Genomic DNA, 24,846 nt, shown 5'->3' with positions numbered 1-24,846 from the left:
CGGGTCTAGCAGGCAAGGTTAGGCTAACCTAAGCTAACCCCGGCCGGATGAACACCCCCCGGTCTCCAGAACCTCAGTCGGACGATCAGGACGGTGCCTTCGTGCCTACGCCCGCCGCGTCATACCGCTATCCCCGTCTCGCAGTTGCCGTGGCAGCACTGGCACTCGCGCTGACGGCCTGCGGAGGTACGGCCACCACCTCGGGCTCATCCGCCCCCAGCGCAGCCGCGGTCCCGGACCGGTTGGAACCGCTCCCGGCGCCACGGCCCGCCCTGCCGGTCACCGTGCCCTCGGCCGACGGCACCCAGGTCACGATCACGTCGGCGGACCGGGTCGTCCCGCTGAGCGGGAGCCTCAACGAGATCGTCCACACGCTGGGCCTCGGCCAGCAGGTCGTCGCCCGGGACATCACGGCCACTTTCGAACAGGCCGCCCAGCTGCCGGTGGTGACGCGCGGCCACGACGTGTCCGCCGAGAGCGTCCTGTCCCTGCGCCCCACCCTCGTCATCGCGGAGACCACCAGCGGCCCCGGAGAAGCGATTCAGCAGATCCGCGACGCCGGCATCCCGCTCCTGGTCATCGACCCCGCCAAGGGACTGGACGACGTCCCGAAGCGCATCGACGCCGTGGCCGCCGCGCTCGGCGTCAAGGAGGCCGGCGCGCAGCTGAACCAGCGCACCGCCGACCGGATCGCCACCGTGCGCAAGGACATCCCGGCCACCTCGGGCAAGAAGCCCCGGGTGGCCTTCCTCTACCTGCGCGGCACCGCCTCCGTCTACCTGCTGGGCGGTTCGGACTCCGGCGCCGCCTCACTGCTGGAGGCGGCCGGCGCGGTCGACACCGGCAAGGACTCCGGACTCGGCAAGGACTTCACTCCGATCACCAGCGAGGCCCTGGCGGCCGCCGCGCCCGACGCGATCCTCGTCATGTCCAAGGGCCTCGAATCGGTCGGCGGCATCGACGGCCTGGTGAAGATCCCGGGCGTCGCCCAGACCCCGGCCGGCATGGACCGCCGGGTGGTCACGGTCGACGACGGCGTCCTCCTCAACTACGGCCCCCGCACGGACCAGGTCCTCTCCTCCCTGGTCACCCAGCTCTACGGCCACCTGCGGTGACCCGCTCCGACCCCGAAGCGAGGACCGCTCCCGAGATGGACTCCGGCGAGCCGGCCACCGCGGCGGCCCCGCACGCGTCCGACGGGGCCGGGAGCGTGCCGGTGCAACCCCCGCGGGGCGCCGACCGCACCGCCACCGCGCCTTCCGGCCCCTCGTCACGTTCGGCGTCCGAGGAGACGCCCCGGCGGGCACCCGCCCCCGGCGCACCCCGCGTGGCCGCCGCCCCCGGCACCCCCACCGACCCCGGCACCGCCGCCGGGCCCCGCACCGCCCGGGTCCGGCCCGCACCCGAGCCGCGCAAGCGGAGCCGCAGGCCCGCCCTCCTCACCACCGCCCTCGTCACGACCCTCGCCCTCCTCGCCCTGCTCTCCGCAGGGGTCGGCGCCTACGACATCCCCCTCACGGACGTCCTCGCCTCCGTCCAGCACCACCTCGGCCTCGGCGGAGCCCCCCTCGACCGGGTCGGCGAGAGCGTGCTGTGGAACGTCCGCCTCCCCCGCGTCGTGCTCGCCCTGCTCGTCGGCGCCAGCCTCGGCTGCGCGGGCGCCCTCATGCAGGGCGTCTTCGGCAACCCCCTCGCCGAACCGGGCGTCATCGGCATCTCGGCCGGCGCCGCCGTCGGCGCGGTCGCCGCCATCGGCCTCGGCCTCAGCTTCTTCGGCAACTGGACCATCACCGTCTGCGCGTTCATCGCGGGCCTGATCACCGTCAGCTCGGTGTACCTCCTCTCCCGCAACGGCGGGAAGACGGAGGTCGTCACCCTCATCCTCACCGGCATCGCCGTCAACGCCTTCGCCGGCGCCCTCATCGGCCTGTTCGTCTTCTTCGCGGACAGCGGCCAGGTCAACCAGATCACCTTCTGGCAGCTCGGCTCCCTCGCCCAGGCCACCTGGCCCAAGGTCCTCGCCGTCCTGCCCTGCGCCGTCGCCGGGCTGCTGGTCGCCCCCTTCTACTCCCGCCGGCTCGACCTCCTCTCCCTCGGCGAACGCCCGGCCCGCCACCTCGGCATCGACGTGGAGCGGCTGCGCCTCTCCCTCATCCTCGTCGTCGCGCTGCTGACCGCCGCCGCCGTCGCCGTGGCCGGCGTCATCACCTTCATCGGCCTGCTCGTCCCGCACCTGCTGCGCATGGCCAACGGCCCCGGCCACCGCTTCCTGGTCCCCGGCAGCGCCCTCGCCGGCGCCGTCGTCCTGGTCGCGGGCGACCTGGCCGCCCGTACCCTCGCCCAGCCCGCCGAGCTGCCGCTCGGTGTGCTGACCGCCCTGCTCGGCAGCCCGTTCTTCTTCTGGCTGCTGCGCCGCACCCGCCGCAAGCAAGGAGGCTGGGCGTGACCAGCAAGCTGACCGGGCCACTGGCCGGGCTGCTCACCCGCTCGCGCAAGGCCGTCCCCGCCCGCCCCGCCCCGGGCGACGCGGTCGCCGAGGCCGTGGACCTGCACCTGCGGCTCGGGCAGCGCGAGGTCCTCGCCGGGATCGACCTGACCGCCCGCGCCGGCGAGGTGCTGGCCCTGGTCGGCCCGAACGGTGCCGGCAAGTCCACGCTGCTGGGCGCGCTCGCCGCCGACCTGCCCGCCGCCTCCGGGGTGATCCGGATCGACGGCCGCCCGGTGGGCGACTGGAGCGCCCCGGACCTCGCCCTGCGCCGCTCCGTACTTCCCCAGTCGGCCGCGCTGTCGTTCCCCTTCCCGGTGGAGGACGTCGTACGGATGGGCCGCGCGCCCTGGGCCGGCACCCCCCTCGCCGAGGCCGACGAGGAGGCGGTGGCCGTGGCCATGGCCGCCACCGAGGTCACGGACTTCGCCGCGCGCCCCTTCTCCGCCCTCTCCGGCGGAGAGCGGGCCCGGGTCGCGCTGGCCCGCGTACTGGCCCAGCGGGCCCCCCTCCTCCTGCTCGACGAGCCGACCGCCGCCCTCGACCTGCGCCACCAGGAGCTCGTCCTGCGCATCTGCCGGGAGCGGGCGGCGGCCGGGGACGCGGTCGTCGTCGTCCTGCACGACCTGGGGCTGGCCGCCGCCTACGCGGACCGGGCCGCCGTCCTGCACGACGGGCGGATCGCCGCGGACGGCCCGCCGGCCGAGGTGTTCGAGGGCGAGCTGCTGAGCCGGGTCTACCGGCAGCCGGTGGAGGTCCTCCCGCACCCGCGCACCGGGGCCCCGTTGGTGGTTCCCGTACGGGCTTGAGCTACGGCTTGACCTCCGCTTGACCGTGCCATGGGGGTGTCGTGGAGGGGCCGTGACAGGGCCGTGTCCGGGACCCAAACGTATGAGCTGAATCACGGTACGAGGGGGTATGGGTGAGGTAAGCCTCGGTTAAGTTAGGTCCGCCTCATCGGCCTTTCCCTCCTCGGGACGGCCCCTTCGTCCGACGCCAGGAGCCTCCATATGCGCCCCGCTCGCCTCACTGTCATCGCCGCGGCCTCCGTGGCGGCCGCACTGACCGCCGTCACCGGCTGCTCCCAGAAGAGTGACGCGGGCGGCGACGACGCGATCAAGGTGGCGGCGTCCGACAGCGCTTGCGACGTGTCGAAGACGGAGTTCCCGGCCGGCAAGGTGCAGATCGACGTCGAGAACAAGGGCTCCAAGGTCACCGAGGTCTACGTCCTCTTCCCGGACGCCCGCATCGTGACCGAGCGCGAGAACATCGGCCCCGGCACCAAGGCCTCCATCACCGCCGAGATCAAGGCGGGCGACTACGAGATCGTCTGCAAGCCCGGCATGAAGGGCGACGGCATCTCCCAGAAGGTCAAGGCCACCGGCAAGGGTGGTGCCGAGGAGAAGCGCAGCCCCGAGATGGACGCCGCGGTCGCCGCCTACCGCGCGTACGTGGTCACGCAGGCCGAGGAGACCCTCCCCAAGGCGCAGGCCTTCGCGGACGCGGTGAAGGCCGGTGACGTCGAGGGCGCGAAGAAGCTCTACGCCGCCTCGCGCATCGGCTGGGAGCGCACCGAGCCGGTCGCCGAGTCCTTCGGCGACATCGACCCGAAGGTGGACGTCCGCGAGGACGGCCTGGAGGCCGGCCAGGACCTGGAGAAGGACTGGACCGGCTGGCACCGCCTGGAGAAGGCCCTGTGGGTCGACAACAAGATCGGCGACCGGGAGAAGCAGCTCGCCGACACCCTGATCGCGGACCTCACCGACTGGCAGAAGAAGGTCGGCCAGGCGGAGATCACCCCGACCTCGATCGCCAACGGCGCCAAGGAACTCCTCGACGAGGTCGCCACCGGCAAGGTCACCGGTGAGGAGGAGCGCTACTCGCACACCGACCTGGTCGACTTCAAGGCCAACGTCGAGGGCGCGCAGAAGGCGTACGAGCTGCTCAAGCCGATCGCCGCGAAGAACGACCCGGAGCTGGTCAAGCAGCTGGACACCCAGTTCGCGGCCCTGACCGTGCTGTTGGACAAGTACCGCACCGACAAGGCCGCCTACGAGTTCACCTCGTACGACAAGGTCGGCGAGGCGGAGCGCAAGGAGCTCTCGGACGGCGTGAACGCGCTGGCCGAGCCGCTCTCCAAGCTCGCCGCCGCGGTCACCAAGTAAGCAGGACGAAGAGAAGAAGCAGGCGGGAGAAGAGGATGACCGAGTCGGACTCGGCTGCACAGCAGCCGGAGCGGCAGTCCCAGCAGGACGGCGACGGTTCGGTACCGACTTCCGCCGCGGCGCCCTCACGACGTGCGGTGCTGGGCTGGGGCGGGGCCGGGTTCGCGCTCGGCGCCGCCGCGGCCGGCGGTGCGGTGACGGCCTTCGGCGGCAGCTCGGACATGGTGTCGGCGGCGGCCTCCGGGGCGTCCGTGCCGTTCCACGGCGAGCACCAGGCCGGTATCGCGAGCGCCGTGCAGGACCGCCTGCACTTCGCGGCCTTCGACGTGAAGACGAAGGACCGCGAGGAACTGGTCAAGCTCCTCAAGGAGTGGACGGTGGCGGCCCGGCTGATGACGGCCGGTCTGCCGGTCGGCGAGGGCGGCTTCGGCGGCCTCCCGGAGGCCCCGCCGGACGACACCGGCGAAGCGCTGGGCCTGAAGGCCTCCCGGCTCACCCTGACCATCGGCTTCGGGCCGGGCCTGTTCGCCAAGGGCCGGTTCGGGCTGGAGGGCAAGCGCCCCGAGGCACTGGTGGACCTGGAGCTGTTCCCCGGCGACAACCTGGACCCGGCCCGCTCCGGCGGCGACCTCTGCGTCCAGGCCTGCGCCGACGACCCGCAGGTCGCCGTGCACGCGATCCGCCAGCTGGCCCGCATCGGCTTCGGCCGCACCGCCATGCGCTGGTCGCAGCTCGGCTTCGGCAAGACCTCGTCGACCACCCCCGACGAGCAGACCCCGCGCAACATGATGGGCTTCAAGGACGGCACCCGGAACGTCTCCGGCACCGACGAGGCGGCCCTGGACAAGCACGTGTGGGTCGGTGCGGGCGACGGCAGCGACTGGCTGACCGGCGGCTCGTACTTGGTGGCGCGCCGGATCCGGATGAACATCGAGACCTGGGACCGCACCCCGCTCCAGGAGCAGGAGGACATCTTCGGCCGTGACAAGGGCGAGGGTGCCCCGGTCGGCAAGTCCAGGGAGCGCGACGAGCCGTTCCTGAAGGCGATGAAGCCGGAGGCGCACGTGCGCCTCGCGCACCCGGACACCAACAACGGTGCGACGATCCTGCGCCGCGGCTACTCCTTCACCGACGGCACGGACGGCCTGGGCCGCCTGGACGCGGGCCTGTTCTTCCTCGCCTACCAGCGCGACATACGCAAGGGCTTCATCCCGATCCAGCGCAACCTGGCCCGGTCCGACGTCCTCAACGAATACATCCAGCACGTGGGTTCGGCCGTCTTCGCCGTCCCGCCGGGCGTCCGCGACAAGGACGACTGGTGGGGCCGGACGCTGTTCGCGTAAGTATCCGCCGGAGAGGAACCACCGCCGTGTTCGGCAACTATCTGATCGGCCTGCGCGAGGGGCTGGAGGCCAGCCTGGTCGTCTGCATCCTCGTCGCGTACCTGGTGAAGACCGACCGTCGGGACGCCCTGCGTCCCGTGTGGCTGGGCATCGCGATCGCCTGCGGGCTGTCCCTCGCCTTCGGTGCGATGCTCGAATTCGGCACCCAGGAGCTGACCTTCGAGGCGCAGGAGCTGCTCGGCGGCACCCTGTCGATCATCTCCGTGGGTCTGGTGACGTGGATGGTCTTCTGGATGAAGCGCACCGCGCGGCACCTGAAGGCCGATCTGCACGGCAAGCTCGACACGGCGCTGGCCATGGGCACCGGCGCGCTGGTGGCCACCGCTTTCCTGGCCGTCGGCCGGGAGGGCCTGGAGACGGCGCTGTTCGTGTGGGCGTCGGTGCGGGCCAGTGGCGAGGGTTCCTCGGCGCCGCTGATCGGTGTGCTGCTGGGCATCGCCACGGCGATCGCGCTCGGGTACCTCTTCTACCGGGGCACGCTGAAGATCAATCTGGCGAAGTTCTTCCGGTGGACCGGCGCCATGCTGGTGATCGTGGCCGCGGGTGTGCTCGCGTACGGGGTGCACGACCTCCAGGAGGCCCGTTTCCTGGGCGGCCTGGGCGACAAGGCCTTCGACATCAGCGAGACGATCCCGCCGGACAGCTGGTACGGGACGCTGCTCAAGGGCGTCTTCAACTTCCAGCCCGACCCGACCGTCCTCCAGCTCACGGTGTGGCTGCTGTACCTGGTCCCCGTGCTGACGCTGTTCCTCCTCGACCGCGGCCGCCCGGCGCCCGCGCCGAAGGTGCGGCCCGCTGACTCGGACTCCACGCCCGCCAACTGAGGGCGGTCGGCCTCAGGCTGTGGTGAGGGGCCCGGGGCCCGTCACCACAGCCTGTCGGTGTTTCCGGGGTGGAGCGGGACGCGCACGCCCGTGAAGGCGGCGCGGTCCCGGCCCGGGTCGTCCGTGAAGAAGGCTGCGAGCACCACCTTGTCGAAGCCGGGGTCGTCGGTGGACAGGGGATCCTCGGGGGTCCCGCCCACCAGGACCGTGCCGGGCAGCACGTCGAAGCCGGCCGCCCCGTAGAAGGCGGCCAGGGGCCGGTCGCAGCTGAACAGCGCCAGGTCCACGGCCGGGTCGGCCGCCAGCTCGGCGCGGGCCGCCGCGACCAGCCGGCCGCCGAGCCCGCGGCCGCGCAGCTCCGGCAGGGCGACCACGGAGCTGAGTCCGGCGGCCCGGTACGTGCGGTCCGCGAGCGGGACCGGCTTGTACAGCAGCGACAGCGCGGCGGTCACCGTGCCGGCCGCGTCCACGAGCAGCATCGTCCTCGGATGGAGCGCCGGGTCGTGGCCGGGGGCGGAGCCGGGCCACGCCCTCGCCTCCAACTCCGCGACCTGCCGGGCGAGCCCTGCAGGCAGGTCCGCCTCGGCGCATCCGATCACCCTCACGGGCGCACCTCCTGATTCGGCCGCAGCACCGTTGCCGGGGGCGCTGCCCCCTCGCGGGGCTGGACTGTGCTCACGGGATGCGGACGCCCGCGCCGGCCACCCTGACCCGGGGGTCACCGGCGCGCAGTTCCACCGTGAGCACCCCCGGGCGGCCCATGTCCGCTCCTTGGTGGAGGGTGAGCACGGCGTCCGCCGGGACCAGGCCGCGCTCGCGGGCGTACGCGCCGAAGGCGGCCGCGGCCGCTCCCGTGGCGGGGTCCTCGACCACGCCGCCCACCGGGAAGGGGTCGCGCACGTGGAACTCCGCCGGCCCGGCCCGGTGCACGAGCTGGACGGTGGTGAGGTCCAGGCGCCGCATCAGGGCTTCCAGCCGGGCGAAGTCGTAGGCCAGGTCGGCGAGCCGGGCCCGGGTGCGGGCGCCGATCACCAGGTGCCGGGCCCCGGCGTAGGCGATGGCGGGCGGGAACGCCGGGTCCAGGTCGGCCCCGGGCCAGTCCAGCGCGGCCAGTGCTTCGGCGAGGTCCGCCGCGCCGATCTCCTCGGTGTGCGGCTCGACGCTGGTGAGCGTGGCCCGCAGCTGCCCGCCCTCGGAGGTGACGGACACCGGTACCGTCCCCGCCCGGGTGGCGAAGAGGAGCTCGCCCGGCCCGATCCGCTCCCCCAGCGCGATGGCCGTGGCCACGGTCGCGTGCCCGCAGAAGGGGACCTCCGCCTTCGGGCTGAAGTAGCGCACGGTGAAGGACCGGCCCTCCTCGCCGCCGAACCCCTCGGGCGGGGCCGTCAGGAAGGCCGACTCGCTGTAGCCCAGCCCGGCGGCGATCTCCAGCATGGCGCGCTCGTCCAGTCCGGCGGCGTCCAGCACGACCCCGGCCGGGTTGCCGCCGTCCGGGTCGTGGGAGAAGGCGGTGTAGCGCAGTACTTCGGTGTCGGTCATGCGGTCATGATCGGCCGCGTCCCCACGGCCTGGCAATGTGATTGCGGCGGGGAATCCGCGTGGCTCAGCCTCGGCCGATGTACGGCATCGAGGTCGCCATCACCGTCGCGAACTGTACGTTCGCCTCCAGCGGGAGCTCCGCCATGTGCAGGACCGTGCGGGCCACGTCGGCGGCGTCCATCACCGGCTCCGCGGCCAGCTGCCCGTTGGCCTGGAGGATTCCGGTCTGCATCCGCTCGGTCATCTCGGTCGCCGCGTTGCCGATGTCGATCTGGCCGCAGGCGATCCGGTACGGCCGCCCGTCCAGCGACAGGGACTTGGTCAGGCCGGTCATGGCGTGCTTGGTCGCGGTGTAGGCGATGGAGTGGGGGCGCGGCACGTGCGCCGAGATGGAGCCGTTGTTGATGATGCGGCCGCCCTGCGGGTCCTGCCGCTTCATCTGCCGGAAGGCGGCCTGCGCGCACAGGAAGGAGCCGGTGAGGTTGACGTCGACGACCGAGCGCCAGGCCTCGTAGGTGAGGTCCTCCAGCGGGACCCCGCCCGGTCCGAAGGTGCCCGCGTTGTTGAAGAGCAGGTCGAGGCGCCCGTACCGGGCCCGGACCGACTCGAACAGCGCAGTCACGTCGGCCGGGTCGCTCACGTCCGCCCGTACGCACAGCACGTCGGCGTCGGGCCCGGCCGCGGCGGCGGTCTCCTCCAGCGGTTCGGCCCGGCGGCCGGCGAGGGCCGTGCCCCAGCCCGCGGCGGCCAGGGTCAGGGCGACGGAGCGGCCGATCCCGGAACCGGCGCCGGTCACCACGGCGATCTTCTTCGTAGGTTCGTCCATGGGGCCGCAGGGTACGTCACAGCACGCTCCTGTCCCGGGACGTTCCGATTGCTGAGAACATGGGTCGGTCAGGGGTGCATAAGAGCAGATGAGAAGACTGGAGTTCCGCATGTCGGAGAGAGGCCCCGCGACGGCACCCTCGCACGACTCGTCGCCCGAATCGCCCTCCGCCCGCACCGACACCGCCACCGCGTCCCTGACGCGCGCACGCCGCACGAGCCTGCTCGTGACCTTCATACTCGGCGGGCTCACCGCCCTCCCCCCGCTGTCCATGGACATGTATCTGCCGGCCCTGCCGCAGGTCACCGACGCCCTGAACAGCCCCGCCGCGACGATCCAGCTGACCCTCACCGCCTGCCTCGCCGGCATGGCCCTCGGCCAGCTCGTCATCGGCCCGATGAGCGACCAGTGGGGCCGCCGCCGGCCGCTGCTCGTCGGCATGGTCGTCTACGTCCTGGCCACCGCGATCTGCGCCCTCGCCCCGACCGCCGAGCTGTTGATCGCCTTCCGGCTGCTCCAGGGGCTGGCCGGGGCCGCCGGTGTCGTCATCGCGCGCGCCGTCGTGCGCGACCTGTACGACGGCGACGAGATGGCCCGCTTCTTCTCCACCCTGATGCTCATATCCGGGGCCGCCCCGATCGTCGCGCCGCTCATCGGCGGCCAGGTGCTGCGCTTCGCCGACTGGCGGGGCGTCTTCGTCGTCCTGACCGGCGTCGGCACGGTCCTCACCCTGATGGTCTGGCGCGGCCTCGGCGAGACCCTGCCGCCCGAGCGGCGACACACCGGCGGCGTCGGCTCCGCGCTGCGGACCATGCGGGGGCTGCTCGGCGACCGCGTCTTCGCCGGCTACACCCTGACCGGCGGCTTCGCCTTCGCCGTCCTCTTCTCCTACATCTCCGCCTCCCCCTTCGTCGTGCAGGAGATCTACGGGGCCTCGCCCCAAACCTTCTCCCTGCTCTTCGGCCTGAACTCCGTCGGCCTGATCCTCGTCGGCCAGATCAACGGCAAGTTGCTGGTCGGCCGGGTGCGCCTGGACAAGGTGCTGGCCGTCGGCCTCGCGGTCGTCCTGGTCTCCGCGGTGTCCCTGCTGCTGATGGCGACCGGCGTCTTCGGCGAGGTCGGGCTGACCCCCATCGCCGCCGCGCTGTTCGTCCTCATGTCGGCGATGGGCATCGTGCTGCCGAACACCAATGCGCAGGCGCTGATGCGGACCCCGCACGCGGCCGGATCGGCCTCCGCGCTGCTCGGTACCTCCTCCTTCCTGGTCGGCGCGATCGCGTCGCCGCTGGTGGGCATCGCGGGCGAGGACACGGCCGTGCCCATGGCCGTGGTCCAGCTGGTGTGCGCACTGCTCGCCCTGAGCGCCTTCCTCGGCCTGTGCCGCCCCTGGCAAACCAGCAACCCCAGCCCCGCCGACAACTCCAGCCCCGCCGGCGTTTGAGGCGCGGGGTCCGGGGCGGAGCCCCGGTCCTTCAGGCCGCACCGGACCGGCGGCCCGGCCCCCGCACCGGCGGCATAAACTTCGCAGGTGAACGCCTCCGCCCCCACCTCCGCCGAGACCCTCCGCAGCACGCTCGGCGGGCTGCTCGACGGGCTCCCGCCGAAGCAGGCCGCGGCCGCCGTCGAGCGGCTCATCGCCAGCTACCGGGGGCAGACCCCGACCGACGCACCCGTACTGCGCGACCGCTCCGACGTGGCGGCGTACGCGGCGTACCGGATGCCCGCCACCTTCGAGGCCGTCCGGAGCGCCCTCGACGGGCTGGCCGAGGCGGCACCCGACTGGGCGCCGGGCTCGCACGTGGACGTGGGCGGCGGAACGGGCGCCGCGACCTGGGCGGTGGACGCCACCTGGGACGGCCCGCGGGAGACCACGGTGCTGGACTGGGCGGAGCCGGCCCTCGCCCTCGGCCGGGAACTGGCGGCCGCCTCGACCTCCGACGTGCTGCGGGCGGCCACGTGGCAGCGGGCCGTCATCGGTTCGGGGCTGAGCCTCCCCGAGGCGGACCTGGTGACGGTGTCCTACGTCCTCGGTGAACTGACCCCGCAGGCGCGCACGGCCGTCGTCGCCGAGGCGGCCCGGGCCGGCCGGGCCGTGGTGCTGATCGAGCCGGGCACGCCGGAGGGGTACCTGCGCATCCGCGAGGCCCGTGACCAACTGATCGGGGCCGGACTTCAGATCGCCGCCCCGTGCCCGCACGACGGGACCTGTCCGATCGAGGTCGGCAAGGACTGGTGCCACTTCTCGGCGCGGGTCAGCCGGTCCTCCCTGCACCGGCAGGTCAAGGGCGGCTCCCTGCCCTACGAGGACGAGAAGTTCAGCTACGTGGCCGCGACCCGCTTCCCGACGGAGCCGGCCGCCTCCCGGATCACGCGGAAGCCGCAGATCCGGAAGGGGCTCGTCCTGCTGGAGTTGTGCGGCCCCGAGGAAGAGGGCCTGAACCGGGTCAACGTGACCAAGCGCCACGGCGACCTCTACAAGGCCGCCCGGGACGCCGACTGGGGCCGGGCCTGGCCCCCGGCGCCGTAACCGGTCCCTAGGGCCGCAGCTCCTGGGTGCAGCACTTCACGCTGCCGCCGCCCTTGAGCAGCTCGCCCAGATCCATCGGGACCGGCTCGAACCCCCGGTCCCGCAGCGGCTCCAGCAGTCCGGTCGCCGCCTGCGGGAGCAGGACGTGCAGGCCGTCGGAGACCGCGTTCAGACCGAGGGCAGCCGCGTCCCGGGCGTCGGCGATCAGGGCGTCCGGGAAGAGTCGCCTGAGCACGCCCTGGCTGCCGGGTGAGAAGGCGTCCGGGTAGTACATGATCTCGTCGCCGTCGAGGACGCTGAGCGCCGTGTCCAGGTGGTAGTAGCGCGGGTCCACCAGGTCGAGGCCGATGACCGGGCGGCCGAAGAACTCCTGGGCCTCGTCGTGCGAGAGCGGACTGGAGCGGAAGCCCCGGCCGGCCAGGATGTAGCGGTCGGTGACCGCGAAGTCCCCCTCGCCCTCGTTGACGTGGGACGGCTTGTGGATGTCCCGGTAGCCGTGGGTACGGAACCAGTCGAGATGGATCTCGGCTTCGGCGGCCCGTTCCGGATGGGCGAACCGGGCCCCGAGGACCCGGCCGTCGACGACGAGGGCCCCGTTCGCCGCGAACACCATGTCGGGCAGCCCGGGATCGGGTTCGAGGGTCTCGACGACGTGCCCGAGGGAGCGGTAGCGGTCCCTCAGGTCTTCCCACTGGGCCAGTGCGAGGGGCAGGTCCACCGGTTTCGTGGGATCCATCCACGGATTGATGGAGTACGTGACCTTGAAGTGTGCGGGTGGGCACATCAGGTAGCGCCGGGGTGTGGCGTCTCTGCGCAAAGAAGGCTCCTCACGACTTACACGACTCGGGACGAGTGCTGGAGAGAATCGTCTCTCCTCCACCTGGACAGCACAGTGAACTGATTGGGTGGTTTACGCAAACCTATGGAAAGACGAGACGTCTCGCTTTGATAGTTTCGGGCCATGCCCAAGACCCCTGACGCCACCCGCCGCAGCGACCGCTCCCGGCGCGCCATCCTCGACGCCGCGCTCGCCCTCGTCGGGGAGGTCGGCTACAACAAGCTGACCATCGAGGCCATCGCCGCCCGCGCGGGCGTCGGCAAGCAGACCATCTACCGCTGGTGGCCGTCGAAGGCCGCCGTCCTCCTCGACGCCTCGCTGGCCCTCTTCGGCGACGCCGAGACGGAGGCCGAGTGGACCGGCTTCCCCGACACCGGGGACCTCGCCGCCGACCTGAAGCACGTCCTGCGGGTGACCGTCGACCAGTTCAACGACGAGAAGTACGACGCTCCCACCCGCGCCCTGACCGCGGCCGGGGCCACCGACCCCGAGCTCGGCGCCCGCTTCACCGAGCAGCTGCTGGAGCCCCAGCTCGCCCTGTACGAGGACCGGTTGCGCGCGGCCCGGGAGGCCGGCCAGCTCGCGCCGGACGCGGACCTGCGCCTCACGGTCGAGATGCTCGTCGGACCGCTCACCTACCGCTGGCTGATGCGCACCGCGCCCCTGACGCACGCGTACGCCGACGCGCTCGTGGACCGGGTGCTGGACGGGGTGGCCAACGTCACCGCCCGCTAGCGGGCAGGGAATCGAAGATCGCCCGAGAACATTTGGCCTGATTCTATGGTTATGTGGGGGTTTCCGGTCGCGCATCGCCAACCCCCCGGTCGTCAAGAGCGGTCACCCGGGGCTCAGGATGGTGGGACCATGGTGTGGTCCGCCGGGGATACGGTGAGGTGAGGGGATAGATGGGGTCTGAGTCCGGCCGCGTCAAACGCGGCGAGCAGAGCAGGATTTCCCAGTGGCTGCGCCGGCGGCAGAAACCCACCGCCGAGGACCCCGGAGCGGAGCGCGAGGCGCTCCTCCTGGCCGTCGCCGCCGCGGGCCTGCCGCTCGCCCCCGCCGCCCATCCCGCCGGATACCGATGTTCGTGCGACCGGATCGGCTGTCCGACGCCCGCACGGCACCCCATCTCCTTCGCCTGGCAGACCCAGTCGACCACCGACCGCGCACAGGTCGAACGCTGGGCGCGCAACCAGCCCCAGGCCAACTTCATCACCGCGACCGGCATGGTCCACGACGTGCTCGACGTCCCGCTGGAAGCCGGCACCGACGCCCTCGACCGGCTCCTGCTCGCCGGCATCAAGGTGGGCCCCGTCGCCGAATCGGGCGGCACCGACGACCAGGCCCGGATGCTCTTCTTCACCGCCACCCGCGGCACCCCCGAGGACGAGGACGAGTGGTGGCCCTGCGCACTGGACTGCCACCCCGAGACCATGGACGAACACCCGGGCCTGCGCTGGCACTGCCGCGGCAGCTACGTCCTGGTCCCGCCGGCCGCCCTCCCCGGTGACCGGGCGGTGACCTGGATCCGGGGCATGGAGCACCCCCTCCCGGACCCGCTCACCCTCCTCGAAACCCTCACCGACGCCTGCGCCACTTACGCGGGTACCGCGAACCTGACCCCGGCCACGGTCGCCTGGCCCCTGGGCCAGTAGCGGCGGCGCAAGCGACCTGGGCTCCGCCCAGGCCCCGCGCCTCAATCGCCGGCGAGGCTGAAATTGCCCTGCGGGCGCAGCTCAGCCCAAATGCAGCCCCGCCGGCGATTGAGGCGCAGGGGTCCGGGGGCAGCGCCCCCGGCAACGGCGCCGCGCCCGGCTCAGTGGTGGATCTGCGTCACGACCACGTCGAGGGACCAGGCCTTGCCCGCCTTCACGGGGGCCTCGGCCTCGACGACGTAGCCCAGGTCCCGCAGGGCCGTGACCAGCTCGGCGGGCGACGCCGGCGCGGCCCCGGCCAGCAGCAGGTCCCGTACCAGCCGCCCCTTCGTCGCCTTGTTGAAGTGGCTCACCACCGACCGCTTCTCCACCCCGTCCACCAGCTGCGAGTGCAGCACCCGGACGGTCGCGGTCCGCGCCGCCACCTCGCCCTTCGGCTTCCACGCGGCCCCGTACGCCGCCGACCGCAGGTCCAGCACCAGCCCGTCCCCGGCCGCCTCCGGCATGACCTCCGCCATCGGCCCCCGCCAGTACGCGCCCAGCGCGCCCAGCCCGGGCAGCTTCACCCCCATCGAGCAGCGGTACGAGGGGATCGCGTCGGTGACCCGCACCGCGCCCCACAGCCCCGAGAAGACGAGCAGCGCGTCCTCGGCCGACGCCCGCGCCGCCGCGGGCAGGTCGGCCAGGCCCAGCGCGTCGTAGAGCACGCCCGTGTAGACCTCGCCCGCCGGACGGGCCCCCGCCGTACGCAGCTCTGCGTTCTTGGCGACCTCGCCGCGCAGGCCCTCGCTCAGGCCCAGCACCTCGCGCGCCTTCGTCTCGTCCGCCGCGCACAGCTCGACCAGCTCCTCCAGCACCACCGCACGGGCCGGGGCCAGACCGGGCAGCGACAGCGCCTCCGGCTTCAGGGGTGCGCCGGAGCCGCCGGCGGCCTTTCCTTCGGACGGCGGCAGCAGCACGAGCACGGTGGTTCTCCTTCGGTACGACGTCGCAGGGGGTGCGGCCCCCGAGCCAGGGTAGACGTCCGCCGCCCCCGCTCGCCGCGCCGTCTCGGCCCGCCGCCCCTAGGCTCGACGCATGCCACGCCGTCAGATGCACATGACCGGCGCAGACGGGGCTGCCCTGCGGGCCGCGCTGCGTGAACTGCGGACCGAGCTGGACGTGCCCGGGGCGTTCCCGCCCGCGGTCCTCGCCGAGGCCGAGCACGCGGCGGCGCACCCCCGCCTCCCCGACCTGGACAGTACGGACGTCCCCTTCTTCACGATCGACCCGCCGGCCTCCGTCGACCTCGACCAGGCCATGCACCTGGCGAAGCGCTCCGGCGGCGGATACCGGGTGCACTACGCCATCGCCGACGTCGCCGCGTTCGTCACCCCCGGCGGCGCGCTCGACGCCGAGGCCCACCGGCGCGTGACCACCCTCTACTTCCCCGACGGGAAGGTCCCGCTGCACCCGGCCGTCCTCTCGGAGGGCGCGGCCAGCCTGCTACCCGACCAGGTCCGCCCGGCCCTGGTGTGGCGCTTCGACCTGGACCCCGACGGCCGGGTCGAGACCGTCGACGTCCGCCGCGCACTGGTCCGCAGCCGGGCCAGGCTCGACTACGACGGCGTCCAGAAGGCCATCGACACCGGTACGGCGGAGGAACCGCTCGCCCTCCTGAAGGACATCGGCCGGCTCCGCGAGGCCCTGGAACAGGCCCGCGGCGGCATCTCCCTCAACGTGCCCGAGCAGGAGATCGTCGCGCACGACGGCACCTACTCCCTGGCCTACCGCGCCCCGCTGCCCGCCGACGGCTGGAACGCGCAGCTCTCCCTGATGACCGGCATGGCCGCGGCCGATCTGATGCTGGCCACCGGCATCGGCATCCTGCGCACCCTGCCCAGCGCCCCCGACGGCGCGGTCGGCCGGCTCCGGCGGACGGCGAAGGCCCTGCGGATCGACTGGCCGCACCACGTGCCGTACGCCGAACTCGTGCGCTCCCTCGACCCGCACCGCCCCGCCCACGCCGCCTTCCTCCAGGAGTGCACGGCCCTGCTGCGCAGCGCGGGCTACACGGCGTTCGCCGGCGGCGAGCGCCCCGACCCGGCGATCCATTCCGCGGTGGCGGCGCCGTACACGCACTCCACGGCGCCGCTGCGCCGCCTCGTCGACCGGTACGCCGGTGAGCTGTGCGTGGCGGCGGTGGCCGGGACCGAACCGCCGGAGTGGGTCGTGGCGGCGCTCCCCGCGCTCCCGGACGAGATGGCGGAGGGCGGGCGGCTGGCGAACACGGTGGAACGGGAGTCCGTGGACCTGGTCGAGGCCGCCGTGCTGAAGGACCGGGTCGGGGAGACCTTCGAGGCCACGGTCATCGACGTCAAGGACGGGGAGCCGCTGGTGGGCACGGTCCACCTGGAGGACCCGGCGGTGGTCGGCCGCGTCCGGTCCACCGCGCTCGACCTGCCCCTGGGCGAACGGATCCGGGTCCGCCTCGCGGAGGCCGACCCGGGCACGTCGAAGATCCTCTTCGCTGTCTAGGCCGGGGCGGCGGGCTGTCGGCGCAGGGCGGTGACCAGCGCGCGCGGGTCGTCGGCGTGGAAGCGGACGGTCCGCGCCTCGCCCGTGGCGCCGAGCGGCCGGGTGAAGGGGAGCGGCCGGTTCAGTTCGACGGTGACGGAGGTCTGGCTGCCGACGATCAGATCGAGCACCCCGTCCTCGGACAGCGTGACCAGCCGGCCCTCGGGATAACGCCGGTCCACCCGTACGGAGGCCACCGCGTCCGCCGGTACGGCCAGGTCGAACAGGGCCCCGTAGCGGATCCGCAGGGACCCGTCGGGGCGGACCACGTGCGGCCGGGTGACGCACGCGGCGTGCAGGGCGAGGACGAGGAGGATCCCGTACACGTCCAGCACGAGCACGATCCGGTGCACCGCCGGCCAGGGGATGAGCAGGGCCAGGCCGATGGTCTCGATCACCGACACGAAGAGCAACCCGTACATCATGGCCGTCTGCGGTCCGGTGTACGCGGCGGCGAGGTCGCCGGTGCGCACCCCGTGCTTCCCGCGCACCACCCACCGGCCGAGGGAGGCGATGGCGCGGAGCTCGTGCAGCACCAGCCGCCGCACCCGCACCGGGACCACGGCGCGGACCGCCGCGCGTCCGGCGGCCCGGCGGCCTGCGCCGCGGGCCCGCTCGGCGGCGTAGAGGCCGTGCAGCACCCGGGCCTCCAGCAGCAGCACGCCGACGAGGAGCGCCTCGGTGACGGCGAGCGCCCACCCGGGCGGGCGCACCCCCGCCGCCAGGCACACCACGAGCACCAGCTCCGCCGGAACGACGGCGGTGGCGGCGATCCGTGCCGCCCGTATGCGGGTCATCCCCGCCCCCTCTCGATGAACGCCTCCATGACGAGGCGGACGACTTCGGCCTGCGCGGGCGCGTACTCGGCGAGCAGCGCCTCCGTGAACCCGGTCACGACCACCCCGTCGGTGGGGATCGCGGCGAACACCTCGTCGGGTACGGCCGCCACCAGCTCGGCCGCCAGGGGCGGGATCCGCGGATCGTCCACGGGCGCGTCGGCGAGCTCGTCGAGGCGCACGTACAGGGCGAGCACGGCGGGATCGGTGGCCAGCGGCCCGAGCGCGGCGTACATCTCCTGGCCGCCCGCGCCCGTCGCGTCGAGGAGGGTCAGGTGTTCGCGGTCCTTCGCGGCGGACGGCGAGTCCGTCGGCGGCGCCTTCGCCAACAGTGCGGCGAGCCCGGGCGAGAGCGGTTCGGCCTCCCCCGGTCCCGCGGCGAGGAGCACGGCGAGGCGGCGCCGCCGCTCCTGGATCTCGGCCTCCTGCCGGGCGAGGTCGGCGTCGAGTTCCGTGAGGACGTCGGCGAGTTCGCGCCCGGCGTCGTCCGCGAGGACGTCCCGCACCTCGTCGAGGCTGAGCCCGAGCTCGGTGAGCCGGCGTACGCGGGCCAGCAGGACGGCGTCGCGGAGGCTGTAGGCCCGGTAGCCGTTGGGGCGCCGCTCCGGTTCCGGGAGCAGGCCGACATGGTGGTAGTGCCGGATCGCCCGGGTGGTGAGCCCGACGACCGCGGCGATCTCTCCGATCCGCATGCCCCCAGTAGAAACCCTGCCGTTGCGTCAAGGTCAAGGGAGGTCAAGTGCGACCGTCGCCGCGGGTAACATGGTCGCCACGGCAGACGAGTCGGCCGGGCGGCCGCGTCGGGATCCTCGGATCCCGCCGAGGAACGTCCGGGCTCCACAGGGCAGGGTGGTGGCTAACGGCCACCCGGGGTGACCCGCGGGACAGTGCCACAGAAAACAGACCGCCAGGGGCTTCGGCCCTCGGTAAGGGTGAAACGGTGGTGTAAGAGACCACCAGCGCCTGAGGTGACTCAGGCGGCTAGGTAAACCCCACCCGGAGCAAGGTCAAGAGGATCCGTCCCCGGACGGGTCTGCGCGAACGCTCGAGGGCTGCCCGCCCGAGTTCGCGGGTAGACCGCACGAGGCCGGTGGCAACACCGGTCCTAGATGGATGGCCGTCTCCCCGGCGACCGCGAGGTCACCGGGCGACAGAACCCGGCGTACAGGCCGGCTCGTCTGCCCCTTCCACTCCCGTTCGGGACAGTGGCCCCCCACAGTGGCCCCGCCCCGGCGCCGCTGAGCGGTAGCCCGGCCCGGGCCCTCCGGCCGGTGGCGGCTCCGCAACCGGATCCCGGCAGTCGGTGCGCCGTGCCTTCCCGCGGTCCGGCCGATGCGGCACTCTCACCAACATGACGGATCACCCTGCCCGCGCGGCCACGGCCGCCGCGTGCATACGCGAACTCGCCGAAGCGACCGCCGACCCCCGCAATGCCTACGCGAACCCCGCCGAAATCGCTGCCGTGACCGGAAACCTGCGCGAACTCGCCCGCCATCTCGAAGACGCGTTGAACCATCTGGAGGTCCACATCGGACGGCGGGACGCCGTCGACTGGGCCGCACCGGACGGGGCACCGCCCCGCCCGTACGCAGGGCAGGCGCGCGGCGCCGTCCAGTCCGCCCGGGCCGAGGCGCGCAACCTGGGCCGCGCCCTCGGCCGGGCCGTGGAGGTCCTCGGTCCCTTCAAGCCCGCGCCCTGACGGGGACGGGGACGCAGGAGCGGTGACGATCCGCCCCCGCCGGCGGGCTGCCGTCGGCGGGGGCCTACACCAGCGCGGGTCTACCGCAGGTGGGACGTGTCGTTCAGGAGGCGGACCGAGGCGTTGCCGTCCGCGTAGTAGGCCACCGCCGAGAGGGAGGCCGCCGAGAGCTCCATGCGGAACAGGGCTTCCGGCGGGGCGCCCAGGGCGAGGCGGACCAGGATCTTGACCGGGGTCACGTGGGTGACCAGCAGGACCGTGCGGCCCGCGTGAGCGGACAGCAGGCGGTCACGGGTGGCCGAGATCCGGCGGGTGGCGGACATGAAGCTCTCGCCGCCGCCCGTGGGGGCCGCCTTCGGGGAGTCCAGCCAGGCCTGGAGGTCGTCCGGGAAGCGCTGCTGGACCTCGGCGAAGGTCAGGCCCTCCCAGGCCCCGAAGTCCACCTCGCGCAGGCCCTCTTCGACCGTCACGGTCAGGCCGAGGCGGTCCGCGACCACCTGGGCGGTCTCGCGGCAGCGGCGCAGCGGGGAGCTGATGACGCTCTGGATGGTGCCGCGGGCGGCGAGCGCCTCGGCCACCGCGGCGGCCTGCCGCAGGCCTGCCGGGGACAGTTCGGGGTCGCTGCCGCCGCTGCCGGAGAAGCGCTTCTGCGGGGTGAGGGCGGTCTCGCCGTGCCGCAGCAGCACGAAGGTGGCCGGCGCCCCCATGTCGGGGCCCCAGCCGTGGCTGCCCGCGGCGACCGCCGGGGCATCGGCGTCGAGGCAGGGCTCGATCGCGTCCGCCAGGGCCTCGGCGTCGGCGAACAGGGAGTCGGCGACCTCCTGGGCGGCCGTGGCCGCGGCTCCGGAGGCCGAGACCAGGGCGGCGCGGACGGCCGCGGCGCCCTTCGCCGCGTCCCCCGGCGGGCCGGCCGGCGCCGGCGGGGTGGCCAGGGCGCGCGCCGCACCGTGGTCGAGGGCGGCCGTGGACGCCGACGGCTCCCACTGCTCGCCGCGCTTGCCCGCGTCCATGGCCTCGTTCGCGAGCCGGTCCGCGTGCTTGTTCCGCTCGCGCGGGATCCACTCGTACGTCACCTGCGCGCGCGGCAGGATCCGCGCGGCTTCGGCCGCGAGCGGCTTCATGTCCGGGTGCTTGATCTTCCAGCGGCCCGACATCTGCTCGACGACGAGCTTCGAGTCCATGCGGACCAGGACCTGCGCGTCGGACGCCAGGTCACGGGCCGCCGCGAGCCCGGCGATCAGGCCCTTGTACTCGGCCACGTTGTTCGTCGCGACGCCGATGTACTCGGCGCGCTCGGCCAGCGTCTCGCCGGTCGCCGGGTCGAGCACCACCGCGCCGTAGCCGGCCGGCCCCGGGTTGCCCCGGGACCCGCCGTCGGCCTCCACGACAAACTGCGGCATCAGATGCCCGAGTCGGCCGTACGGACCAGGATGCGGCCGCAGTTCTCGTGACGGACGACCTGGTCGCGGGCCGCGGCCTTGATCTCGTTGACCTCGGCCATGTCGAGCTCGAGCCGGCAGCCCTCGCAGCGGCGCTGGTAGAGGCGCGCGGCGCCGACACCGCCCTGCTTGGTGCGGATCTTCTCGTACAGCGCCATCAGGTCGGCGGGCATGGACGCGACGATGACCTCGCGGTCCTTGGTGATCTTCGCGACCTCGGTGTCGATCTCGGAGGTCGCCGCGTCACGGCGCGCGGTGGCGTCCGCGGTCTTGACCTCCAGGGCCGAGACGCGCTCGGTCAGCCCGGTGACGCGCTCCTGCGCACCCTCCAGACGCTCCATGACCTCCAGGACCACGTCCTCCAGGTCACCCTGGCGCTTGGCGAGGGAGACGACCTCGCTCTGCAGGTTCGCCAGGTCCCGGGCCGAGATGCCCACGCCCGAGTCGAGCCGCTGCTGGTCGCGGACGGCGCGCTGGCGCACCTGGTCCACGTCCTGCTCCGCCTTGGTCTGCTCGCGCGCGGTGTCGCTCGCCTGGGTCTGGGCGGCGACGAGCAGGTCGCGCTGCTGCGCCAGGTCCTTGGTGAGCGAGTCGAGCTCGGCGTGCTCGGGCAGCGACTTGCGCTTGTGGGCGAGCTGAGACAGCCGGACGTCCAGCGCCTGGACGTCGAGAAGTCGGATCTGGTCGGCGGGCTCGGCGTTCAGTTGGGGGCTCCAGAGATAGAAGGGGGTGTGACGGACGGCGCGTGGGCCGTCCACGGGTCGGTGACCGTGCGCGAGACGTGGGTGCGCAGACCCCAGCCGTGGCGCTCGGAGATCGCGTCGAGCTGGGCTGCGGCCTGCTCGCACCAGGGCCACTCGGTGGCCCAGTGGGCGGCGTCGACGAGGGCGAGCGGACGGCTCGTCTCGCGGGCCTCGGAGGCCGGGTGGTGGCGCAGGTCGGCGGTCAGGAACACGTCCACACCGGCGGCGCGGACCTGCTCGAAGAGGCTGTCGCCGGAGCCGCCGCTGACGGCGACGCGGCGGACCAGCGCGTCCGGGTCGCCGGCCACGCGGATGCCCTGGGCGGTCGGCGGCAGCCAGGCCGCGGCGCGGGCGGCGAACTCCCGCAACGTCTCGGGGTGGTCCAGTTCGCAGATCCGGCCGAGGCCCCGGCGGCCTTCCGGGTCGCTCGGGTCCGCCACCAGCGGGCCGGTGATCCGCAGGCCGAGGGCGCCGGCGAGGGCGTCGGAGACTCCCGGGTCGGCGGTGTCGGCGTTGGTGTGGGCGACGTGCAGCGCGATGTCGTTCTTGATCAGCGTGTGCACGACGCGGCCCTTGAAGGTGCCGGCCTCGACGGTGGTGGTGCCCCGCAGGTAGAGGGGGTGGTGGGTGATGATCAGATCGGCGCCCAGCTTCACCGCCTCGTCGGCGATCTCCTGGACGGGGTCGACTGCGAACAGGACCCGGGTGACCTCGGCGTCCGGGTCGCCGCAGACGGTTCCGACGGCATCCCACTGCTCGGCCCGCGAGGGGGGCCAGAGAGCGTCCAGCGCGGCGATGACTTCAGAAAGACGGGGCACGGGCCAAGGCTACCGTCCGGGGCGACCGTCCCGGTCAGGCCAGCCCCGCCGGACGGAGCCCCGCCCCTCCGGGTCGGACAAACCGGCAGATTCCATCCTGCGCTTGCCCCCACCCGGCCCCCACCCGGCCCCTGCACGTGCCCGCGGAGCCGCGGGGACCGCCCGGGCCCCACCTCCGGCCGCGTCGCTCCTCGGCCGTGTCCGCGAAGTGGCGCCGGAGCCCGCAGGCGGGACTTCGCGGACACGGCCCGGGCGGGGCCCGGCCCCGGGGTTGCGGAGGGTCCCTCGGCGGCCGCGCAGCACAACCGCCTCGTCCAGCACGCGCGAATCGCCGAGCGGACACCCGTATGTGTGAAGCGCTGTTGGTGGTGTTGTTCGCCGGGAACCCCGAAAACTAGCTTCCCCCCCGGAGGTGACCACGGATGACCGTCTGTGCCATCGAAATGACGACCACGGCCGCGTTCAGCATCGCCGCGGACGGGTCGTACGCCGCCCGGCTGGCCGGGGAGGGCGACGCCCTCTATGCGGAGCGCTGGACCCTCGCCGGGCCCGAGCCGTACGCGGTACCGCTGCCGCTCGCGCAGCCCGAGGAGGCGGACAGCGAGGTGCTGCCGCTGACCGACGGGCGGGTGCTGATCCACCGGCGGGTGGCGGAGCGCCACGCCTTCGCGCTGCTGTACCCGACGGGGGCCGGTGCCGGGCCGAGGACCGGGGAGCTCCAGCTGGGCGGGGTGGATGCGCGGGAGGGCGTACGGGTCCGCCTGCTCCCGCCGTGTCCGGCCGGATCCGGAGCCTTCGTCCTGGCCGCGGAGGACACCGTGAGCACGGTCTGGCAGGTGGCCGGGGGCCCGTCGGGGCCGCAGCCCGTCGCCCGGATCCCGGGGCGCTGCTCGGGCGGCGTCTGGCTGGACCGGGCGGGCCGGCTGCTGGCCCTGGACCGCGAACTGGACGGCATCACCAAGGCCGTCGCCGTGGACCTGGGGCGCGCCGAGGTGTCCCCGCTGCTGCAGATCACCGAGGACAGCGACGACCGGCTGCTGCTGGCCGACCCGGACAGCGGGCTGCTGCTGATCCGCTCCGACGCCCCGGGCACCTCGCGCCTGGGCTGGGGGGTGTCGGGCAGCTCCCGGCCGGTCCGCTTCCCGGAGTGCCTGGCCCGGCTGGGGGACGCGTACCCGTTCGCGGCCCAGCCCGGCCAGTCCCTGATGCCGGAGACCTGCGGGGTGGCGCTGCGGCTGCCCGAGGGCGACATCGGCCTGTGGCGGCCCGCCGACCGGCGCGTCTTCCGGCTCGGCGCCCCGGCGGGCTGGCTCGGCGGAACCGGCCTGTGGAGCCCGCAGGGCCGCCTGCACCTCCCGTACGCGACGCCCGAGGTGCCCTGCGGGATCGTCGGCCTGGACCTGCCCGCTCCCCCTCCCCCGCCGGTGGTCCTGGATCCGCCCGCGCCGACCGCCCCCCGCCCGGTCCCCCTCCAGCAGGCACCGCTGGCCGGGCGATAGGGGCGGGGGGGGTGGCCGGCGGCGGGCAGTGGCCTCCTGCGGTCTGCGGCCTAGGCGTGCTTGAGGCCCAGTACCTCCGTCGCGGCGAAGGTCTCGTTCGCCGGGCGGGACGCGTAGTGCGGGGTCAGGAGCTCGTCGAGCTCCTCGAAGGAGAAGGACTCCTTGGCCGTGTCGAACTTGGCGGCCACCTTCGGGCGCTCCATGACGACCACGATCCCGCCGTGGACGACGAACAGCTGGCCGTTGGCCCTGGCGGAAGCGGGCGATGCCAGGTACCCGACGAGCGGTGAGACGTGCTCGGGGGCGAGGGCGTCCAGCTTGCCCTCCTCGGGGACCTGGAAGCCGGCGAAGACGTCCTCGGTCATCCGGGTACGGGCGCGCGGGCAGATGGCGTTGGCCGTCACCCCGTACTTCGCGAGCGCCAGCGCGGTCGAGGTGGTCAGGCCCACGATGCCGCCCTTGGCCGCCGCGTAGTTCGGCTGGCCGGCCGAGCCGCCCAGGAAGGCCTCGGAGGAGGTGTTCACGATCCGGCCGTAGACCGGGCCGCCCGCCGCCTTCGCGCGCTCGCGCCAGTGCACGGACGCGAAGTGGGTGGTGTTGAAGTGGCCCTTGAGGTGGACCCGGATCACCGAGTCCCACTCCTCCTCCGACATCGAGAAGACCATCCGGTCGCGCAGGATGCCCGCGTTGTTGACCAGGACGTCCAGCTTCCCGAAGCTGGACACCGCCAGCTCGACCAGCTCCCGCGCCTGCTCGAAGTCGGCCACGTCGCCCAGGTGCGCCACCGCCCGGCCGCCCGCGGCGCGGATCTCCGCGGCGACCTCTTCCGCCGGGGCGGCCGAGGCCTCCCCGGTGCCGTCGCGGCCCGGCTGGCCGAAGTCGTTGACGACCACGCTCGCGCCGAGCCGCGCGAGCTCGATCGCCTCGGCCCGGCCCAGACCGCGGCCCGCACCCGTGACGATGGCGGAGAGCCCCTCAAGTGGGAGTGACATCC

Annotated in this window: 24 protein-coding genes and 1 other RNA gene; 14 read left to right on the top strand and 11 right to left on the bottom strand. The window is 73.5% G+C overall.

What is annotated here, in order from left to right:
- The first annotated feature begins 101 nt into the window (after window positions 1-101).
- The 6 genes from OG594_RS09760 (at window position 102) to efeU (ending at window position 6,877) form a co-directional block, all read left to right on the top strand.
- Window positions 102-1,115 (top strand): hemin ABC transporter substrate-binding protein, encoded by a 1,014-nt coding sequence (locus OG594_RS09760; protein ID WP_266597237.1) that lies wholly within the window; start codon window positions 102-104, stop codon window positions 1,113-1,115.
- Window positions 1,112-2,446: an iron ABC transporter permease gene (locus OG594_RS09755; protein ID WP_266597235.1), complete on the top strand. Its 1,335-nt coding sequence runs from the start codon at window positions 1,112-1,114 to the stop codon at window positions 2,444-2,446. The genes OG594_RS09760 and OG594_RS09755 overlap by 4 nt, the downstream gene beginning before the upstream one ends.
- On the top strand, window positions 2,443-3,294 hold the full coding sequence (locus OG594_RS09750; RefSeq protein ID WP_266597233.1) for a heme ABC transporter ATP-binding protein: 852 nt from the start codon (window positions 2,443-2,445) through the stop codon (window positions 3,292-3,294). Before OG594_RS09755 ends, OG594_RS09750 begins: the two co-directional genes overlap by 4 nt.
- A gap of 201 nt (window positions 3,295-3,495) precedes the next feature.
- Complete coding sequence (gene efeO / locus OG594_RS09745; protein ID WP_266597231.1) at window positions 3,496-4,650, top strand: iron uptake system protein EfeO; 1,155 nt, start codon at window positions 3,496-3,498, stop codon at window positions 4,648-4,650.
- A 35-nt stretch (window positions 4,651-4,685) separates the two neighbouring features.
- Entirely contained in the window at window positions 4,686-5,993 is a 1,308-nt protein-coding gene (gene efeB / locus OG594_RS09740) for an iron uptake transporter deferrochelatase/peroxidase subunit (RefSeq protein ID WP_266597229.1), read from the top strand.
- 26 nt (window positions 5,994-6,019) lie between these two features.
- The gene (efeU, locus tag OG594_RS09735) at window positions 6,020-6,877 is read left to right on the top strand and encodes an iron uptake transporter permease EfeU (protein ID WP_266597227.1); all 858 of its coding nucleotides are present in this window, start codon (window positions 6,020-6,022) and stop codon (window positions 6,875-6,877) included.
- 41 nt (window positions 6,878-6,918) lie between these two features.
- Here the strand turns inward: efeU and OG594_RS09730 are convergent, their stop codons facing one another.
- From OG594_RS09730 to OG594_RS09720, 3 genes are all read right to left on the bottom strand, one after another.
- Window positions 6,919-7,482 carry a GNAT family N-acetyltransferase gene (locus tag OG594_RS09730; RefSeq protein ID WP_266597225.1) on the bottom strand — a complete coding sequence of 188 codons (564 nt, stop codon included), beginning with the start codon at window positions 7,480-7,482 and terminating at the stop codon, window positions 6,919-6,921.
- A gap of 70 nt (window positions 7,483-7,552) precedes the next feature.
- Window positions 7,553-8,416: a PhzF family phenazine biosynthesis protein gene (locus OG594_RS09725; RefSeq protein ID WP_266597223.1), complete on the bottom strand. Its 864-nt coding sequence runs from the start codon at window positions 8,414-8,416 to the stop codon at window positions 7,553-7,555.
- A 64-nt stretch (window positions 8,417-8,480) separates the two neighbouring features.
- On the bottom strand, window positions 8,481-9,242 hold the full coding sequence (locus OG594_RS09720; RefSeq protein ID WP_266597220.1) for an SDR family oxidoreductase: 762 nt from the start codon (window positions 9,240-9,242) through the stop codon (window positions 8,481-8,483).
- Window positions 9,243-9,351: 109 nt separating this feature from the next.
- Between OG594_RS09720 and OG594_RS09715 the strand changes: the two genes are divergently transcribed.
- Window positions 9,352-10,683: a Bcr/CflA family multidrug efflux MFS transporter gene (locus OG594_RS09715; RefSeq protein WP_266597218.1), complete on the top strand. Its 1,332-nt coding sequence runs from the start codon at window positions 9,352-9,354 to the stop codon at window positions 10,681-10,683.
- A gap of 87 nt (window positions 10,684-10,770) precedes the next feature.
- On the top strand, window positions 10,771-11,769 hold the full coding sequence (locus tag OG594_RS09710) for a small ribosomal subunit Rsm22 family protein (protein WP_266597216.1): 999 nt from the start codon (window positions 10,771-10,773) through the stop codon (window positions 11,767-11,769).
- 7 nt (window positions 11,770-11,776) lie between these two features.
- Here the strand turns inward: OG594_RS09710 and ddaH are convergent, their stop codons facing one another.
- Complete coding sequence (ddaH, locus tag OG594_RS09705) at window positions 11,777-12,649, bottom strand: dimethylargininase (RefSeq protein WP_353962629.1); 873 nt, start codon at window positions 12,647-12,649, stop codon at window positions 11,777-11,779.
- An 81-nt stretch (window positions 12,650-12,730) separates the two neighbouring features.
- Between ddaH and OG594_RS09700 the strand changes: the two genes are divergently transcribed.
- Window positions 12,731-13,342: a TetR/AcrR family transcriptional regulator gene (locus OG594_RS09700; protein WP_266597212.1), complete on the top strand. Its 612-nt coding sequence runs from the start codon at window positions 12,731-12,733 to the stop codon at window positions 13,340-13,342.
- A gap of 170 nt (window positions 13,343-13,512) precedes the next feature.
- Window positions 13,513-14,262, top strand: coding sequence for a bifunctional DNA primase/polymerase (locus tag OG594_RS09695; protein WP_266597210.1), 750 nt, complete (start codon window positions 13,513-13,515; stop codon window positions 14,260-14,262).
- A gap of 161 nt (window positions 14,263-14,423) precedes the next feature.
- Here OG594_RS09695 and yaaA read toward each other — a convergent pair whose 3' ends face one another.
- Entirely contained in the window at window positions 14,424-15,227 is an 804-nt protein-coding gene (gene yaaA, locus OG594_RS09690) for a peroxide stress protein YaaA (RefSeq protein WP_266597208.1), read from the bottom strand.
- A 112-nt stretch (window positions 15,228-15,339) separates the two neighbouring features.
- On the opposite strand from yaaA, the gene OG594_RS09685 reads away from it, so the two are divergent.
- Entirely contained in the window at window positions 15,340-16,779 is a 1,440-nt protein-coding gene (locus tag OG594_RS09685) for an RNB domain-containing ribonuclease (protein ID WP_266597206.1), read from the top strand.
- On the opposite strand, the gene OG594_RS09680 is transcribed toward OG594_RS09685, so the two are convergent.
- Together OG594_RS09680 and OG594_RS09675 are read right to left on the bottom strand one after the other, a co-directional pair.
- Complete coding sequence (locus OG594_RS09680) at window positions 16,776-17,615, bottom strand: hypothetical protein (protein WP_266597204.1); 840 nt, start codon at window positions 17,613-17,615, stop codon at window positions 16,776-16,778. The genes OG594_RS09685 and OG594_RS09680 overlap by 4 nt on opposite strands.
- The gene (locus tag OG594_RS09675; RefSeq protein WP_266597202.1) at window positions 17,612-18,346 is read right to left on the bottom strand and encodes a MerR family transcriptional regulator; all 735 of its coding nucleotides are present in this window, start codon (window positions 18,344-18,346) and stop codon (window positions 17,612-17,614) included. The genes OG594_RS09680 and OG594_RS09675 overlap by 4 nt, the downstream gene beginning before the upstream one ends.
- Before the next feature lie 87 nt (window positions 18,347-18,433).
- Here OG594_RS09675 and rnpB point away from each other — a divergent pair.
- Both rnpB and OG594_RS09665 read left to right on the top strand, forming a co-directional pair.
- An RNA gene (gene rnpB / locus OG594_RS09670) (RNase P RNA component class A) lies at window positions 18,434-18,835 on the top strand.
- A 170-nt stretch (window positions 18,836-19,005) separates the two neighbouring features.
- A complete protein-coding gene (locus OG594_RS09665; RefSeq protein ID WP_266597200.1) occupies window positions 19,006-19,353 on the top strand; it encodes a hypothetical protein in 348 nt (115 codons plus the stop codon).
- An 80-nt stretch (window positions 19,354-19,433) separates the two neighbouring features.
- Here OG594_RS09665 and OG594_RS09660 read toward each other — a convergent pair whose 3' ends face one another.
- Genes OG594_RS09660 through OG594_RS09650 form a run of 3 tightly spaced genes read right to left on the bottom strand, consistent with a single transcriptional unit; the run spans window position 19,434 to window position 22,353 of the window.
- The gene (locus OG594_RS09660) at window positions 19,434-20,753 is read right to left on the bottom strand and encodes a bifunctional RNase H/acid phosphatase (protein ID WP_266597198.1); all 1,320 of its coding nucleotides are present in this window, start codon (window positions 20,751-20,753) and stop codon (window positions 19,434-19,436) included.
- Entirely contained in the window at window positions 20,753-21,496 is a 744-nt protein-coding gene (locus OG594_RS09655; RefSeq protein ID WP_266602749.1) for a zinc ribbon domain-containing protein, read from the bottom strand. Before OG594_RS09655 ends, OG594_RS09660 begins: the two co-directional genes overlap by 1 nt.
- On the bottom strand, window positions 21,493-22,353 hold the full coding sequence (locus OG594_RS09650) for a Nif3-like dinuclear metal center hexameric protein (protein WP_266597196.1): 861 nt from the start codon (window positions 22,351-22,353) through the stop codon (window positions 21,493-21,495). The genes OG594_RS09655 and OG594_RS09650 overlap by 4 nt, the downstream gene beginning before the upstream one ends.
- A gap of 422 nt (window positions 22,354-22,775) precedes the next feature.
- Between OG594_RS09650 and OG594_RS09645 the strand changes: the two genes are divergently transcribed.
- A complete protein-coding gene (locus OG594_RS09645) occupies window positions 22,776-23,852 on the top strand; it encodes a hypothetical protein (protein WP_266597194.1) in 1,077 nt (358 codons plus the stop codon).
- Between the two features lie 50 nt (window positions 23,853-23,902).
- Here the strand turns inward: OG594_RS09645 and OG594_RS09640 are convergent, their stop codons facing one another.
- A complete protein-coding gene (locus OG594_RS09640; protein ID WP_266597192.1) occupies window positions 23,903-24,844 on the bottom strand; it encodes a 3-oxoacyl-ACP reductase in 942 nt (313 codons plus the stop codon).
- Window positions 24,845-24,846 lie beyond the last annotated feature (2 nt).

Source organism: Streptomyces sp. NBC_01214 (assembly GCF_026340975.1).
Taxonomy (GTDB): domain Bacteria; phylum Actinomycetota; class Actinomycetes; order Streptomycetales; family Streptomycetaceae; genus Streptomyces.
The sequence above is the reverse complement of the archived record's forward strand: the minus strand, read 5'-3'. Positions and strand labels throughout refer to the sequence as shown.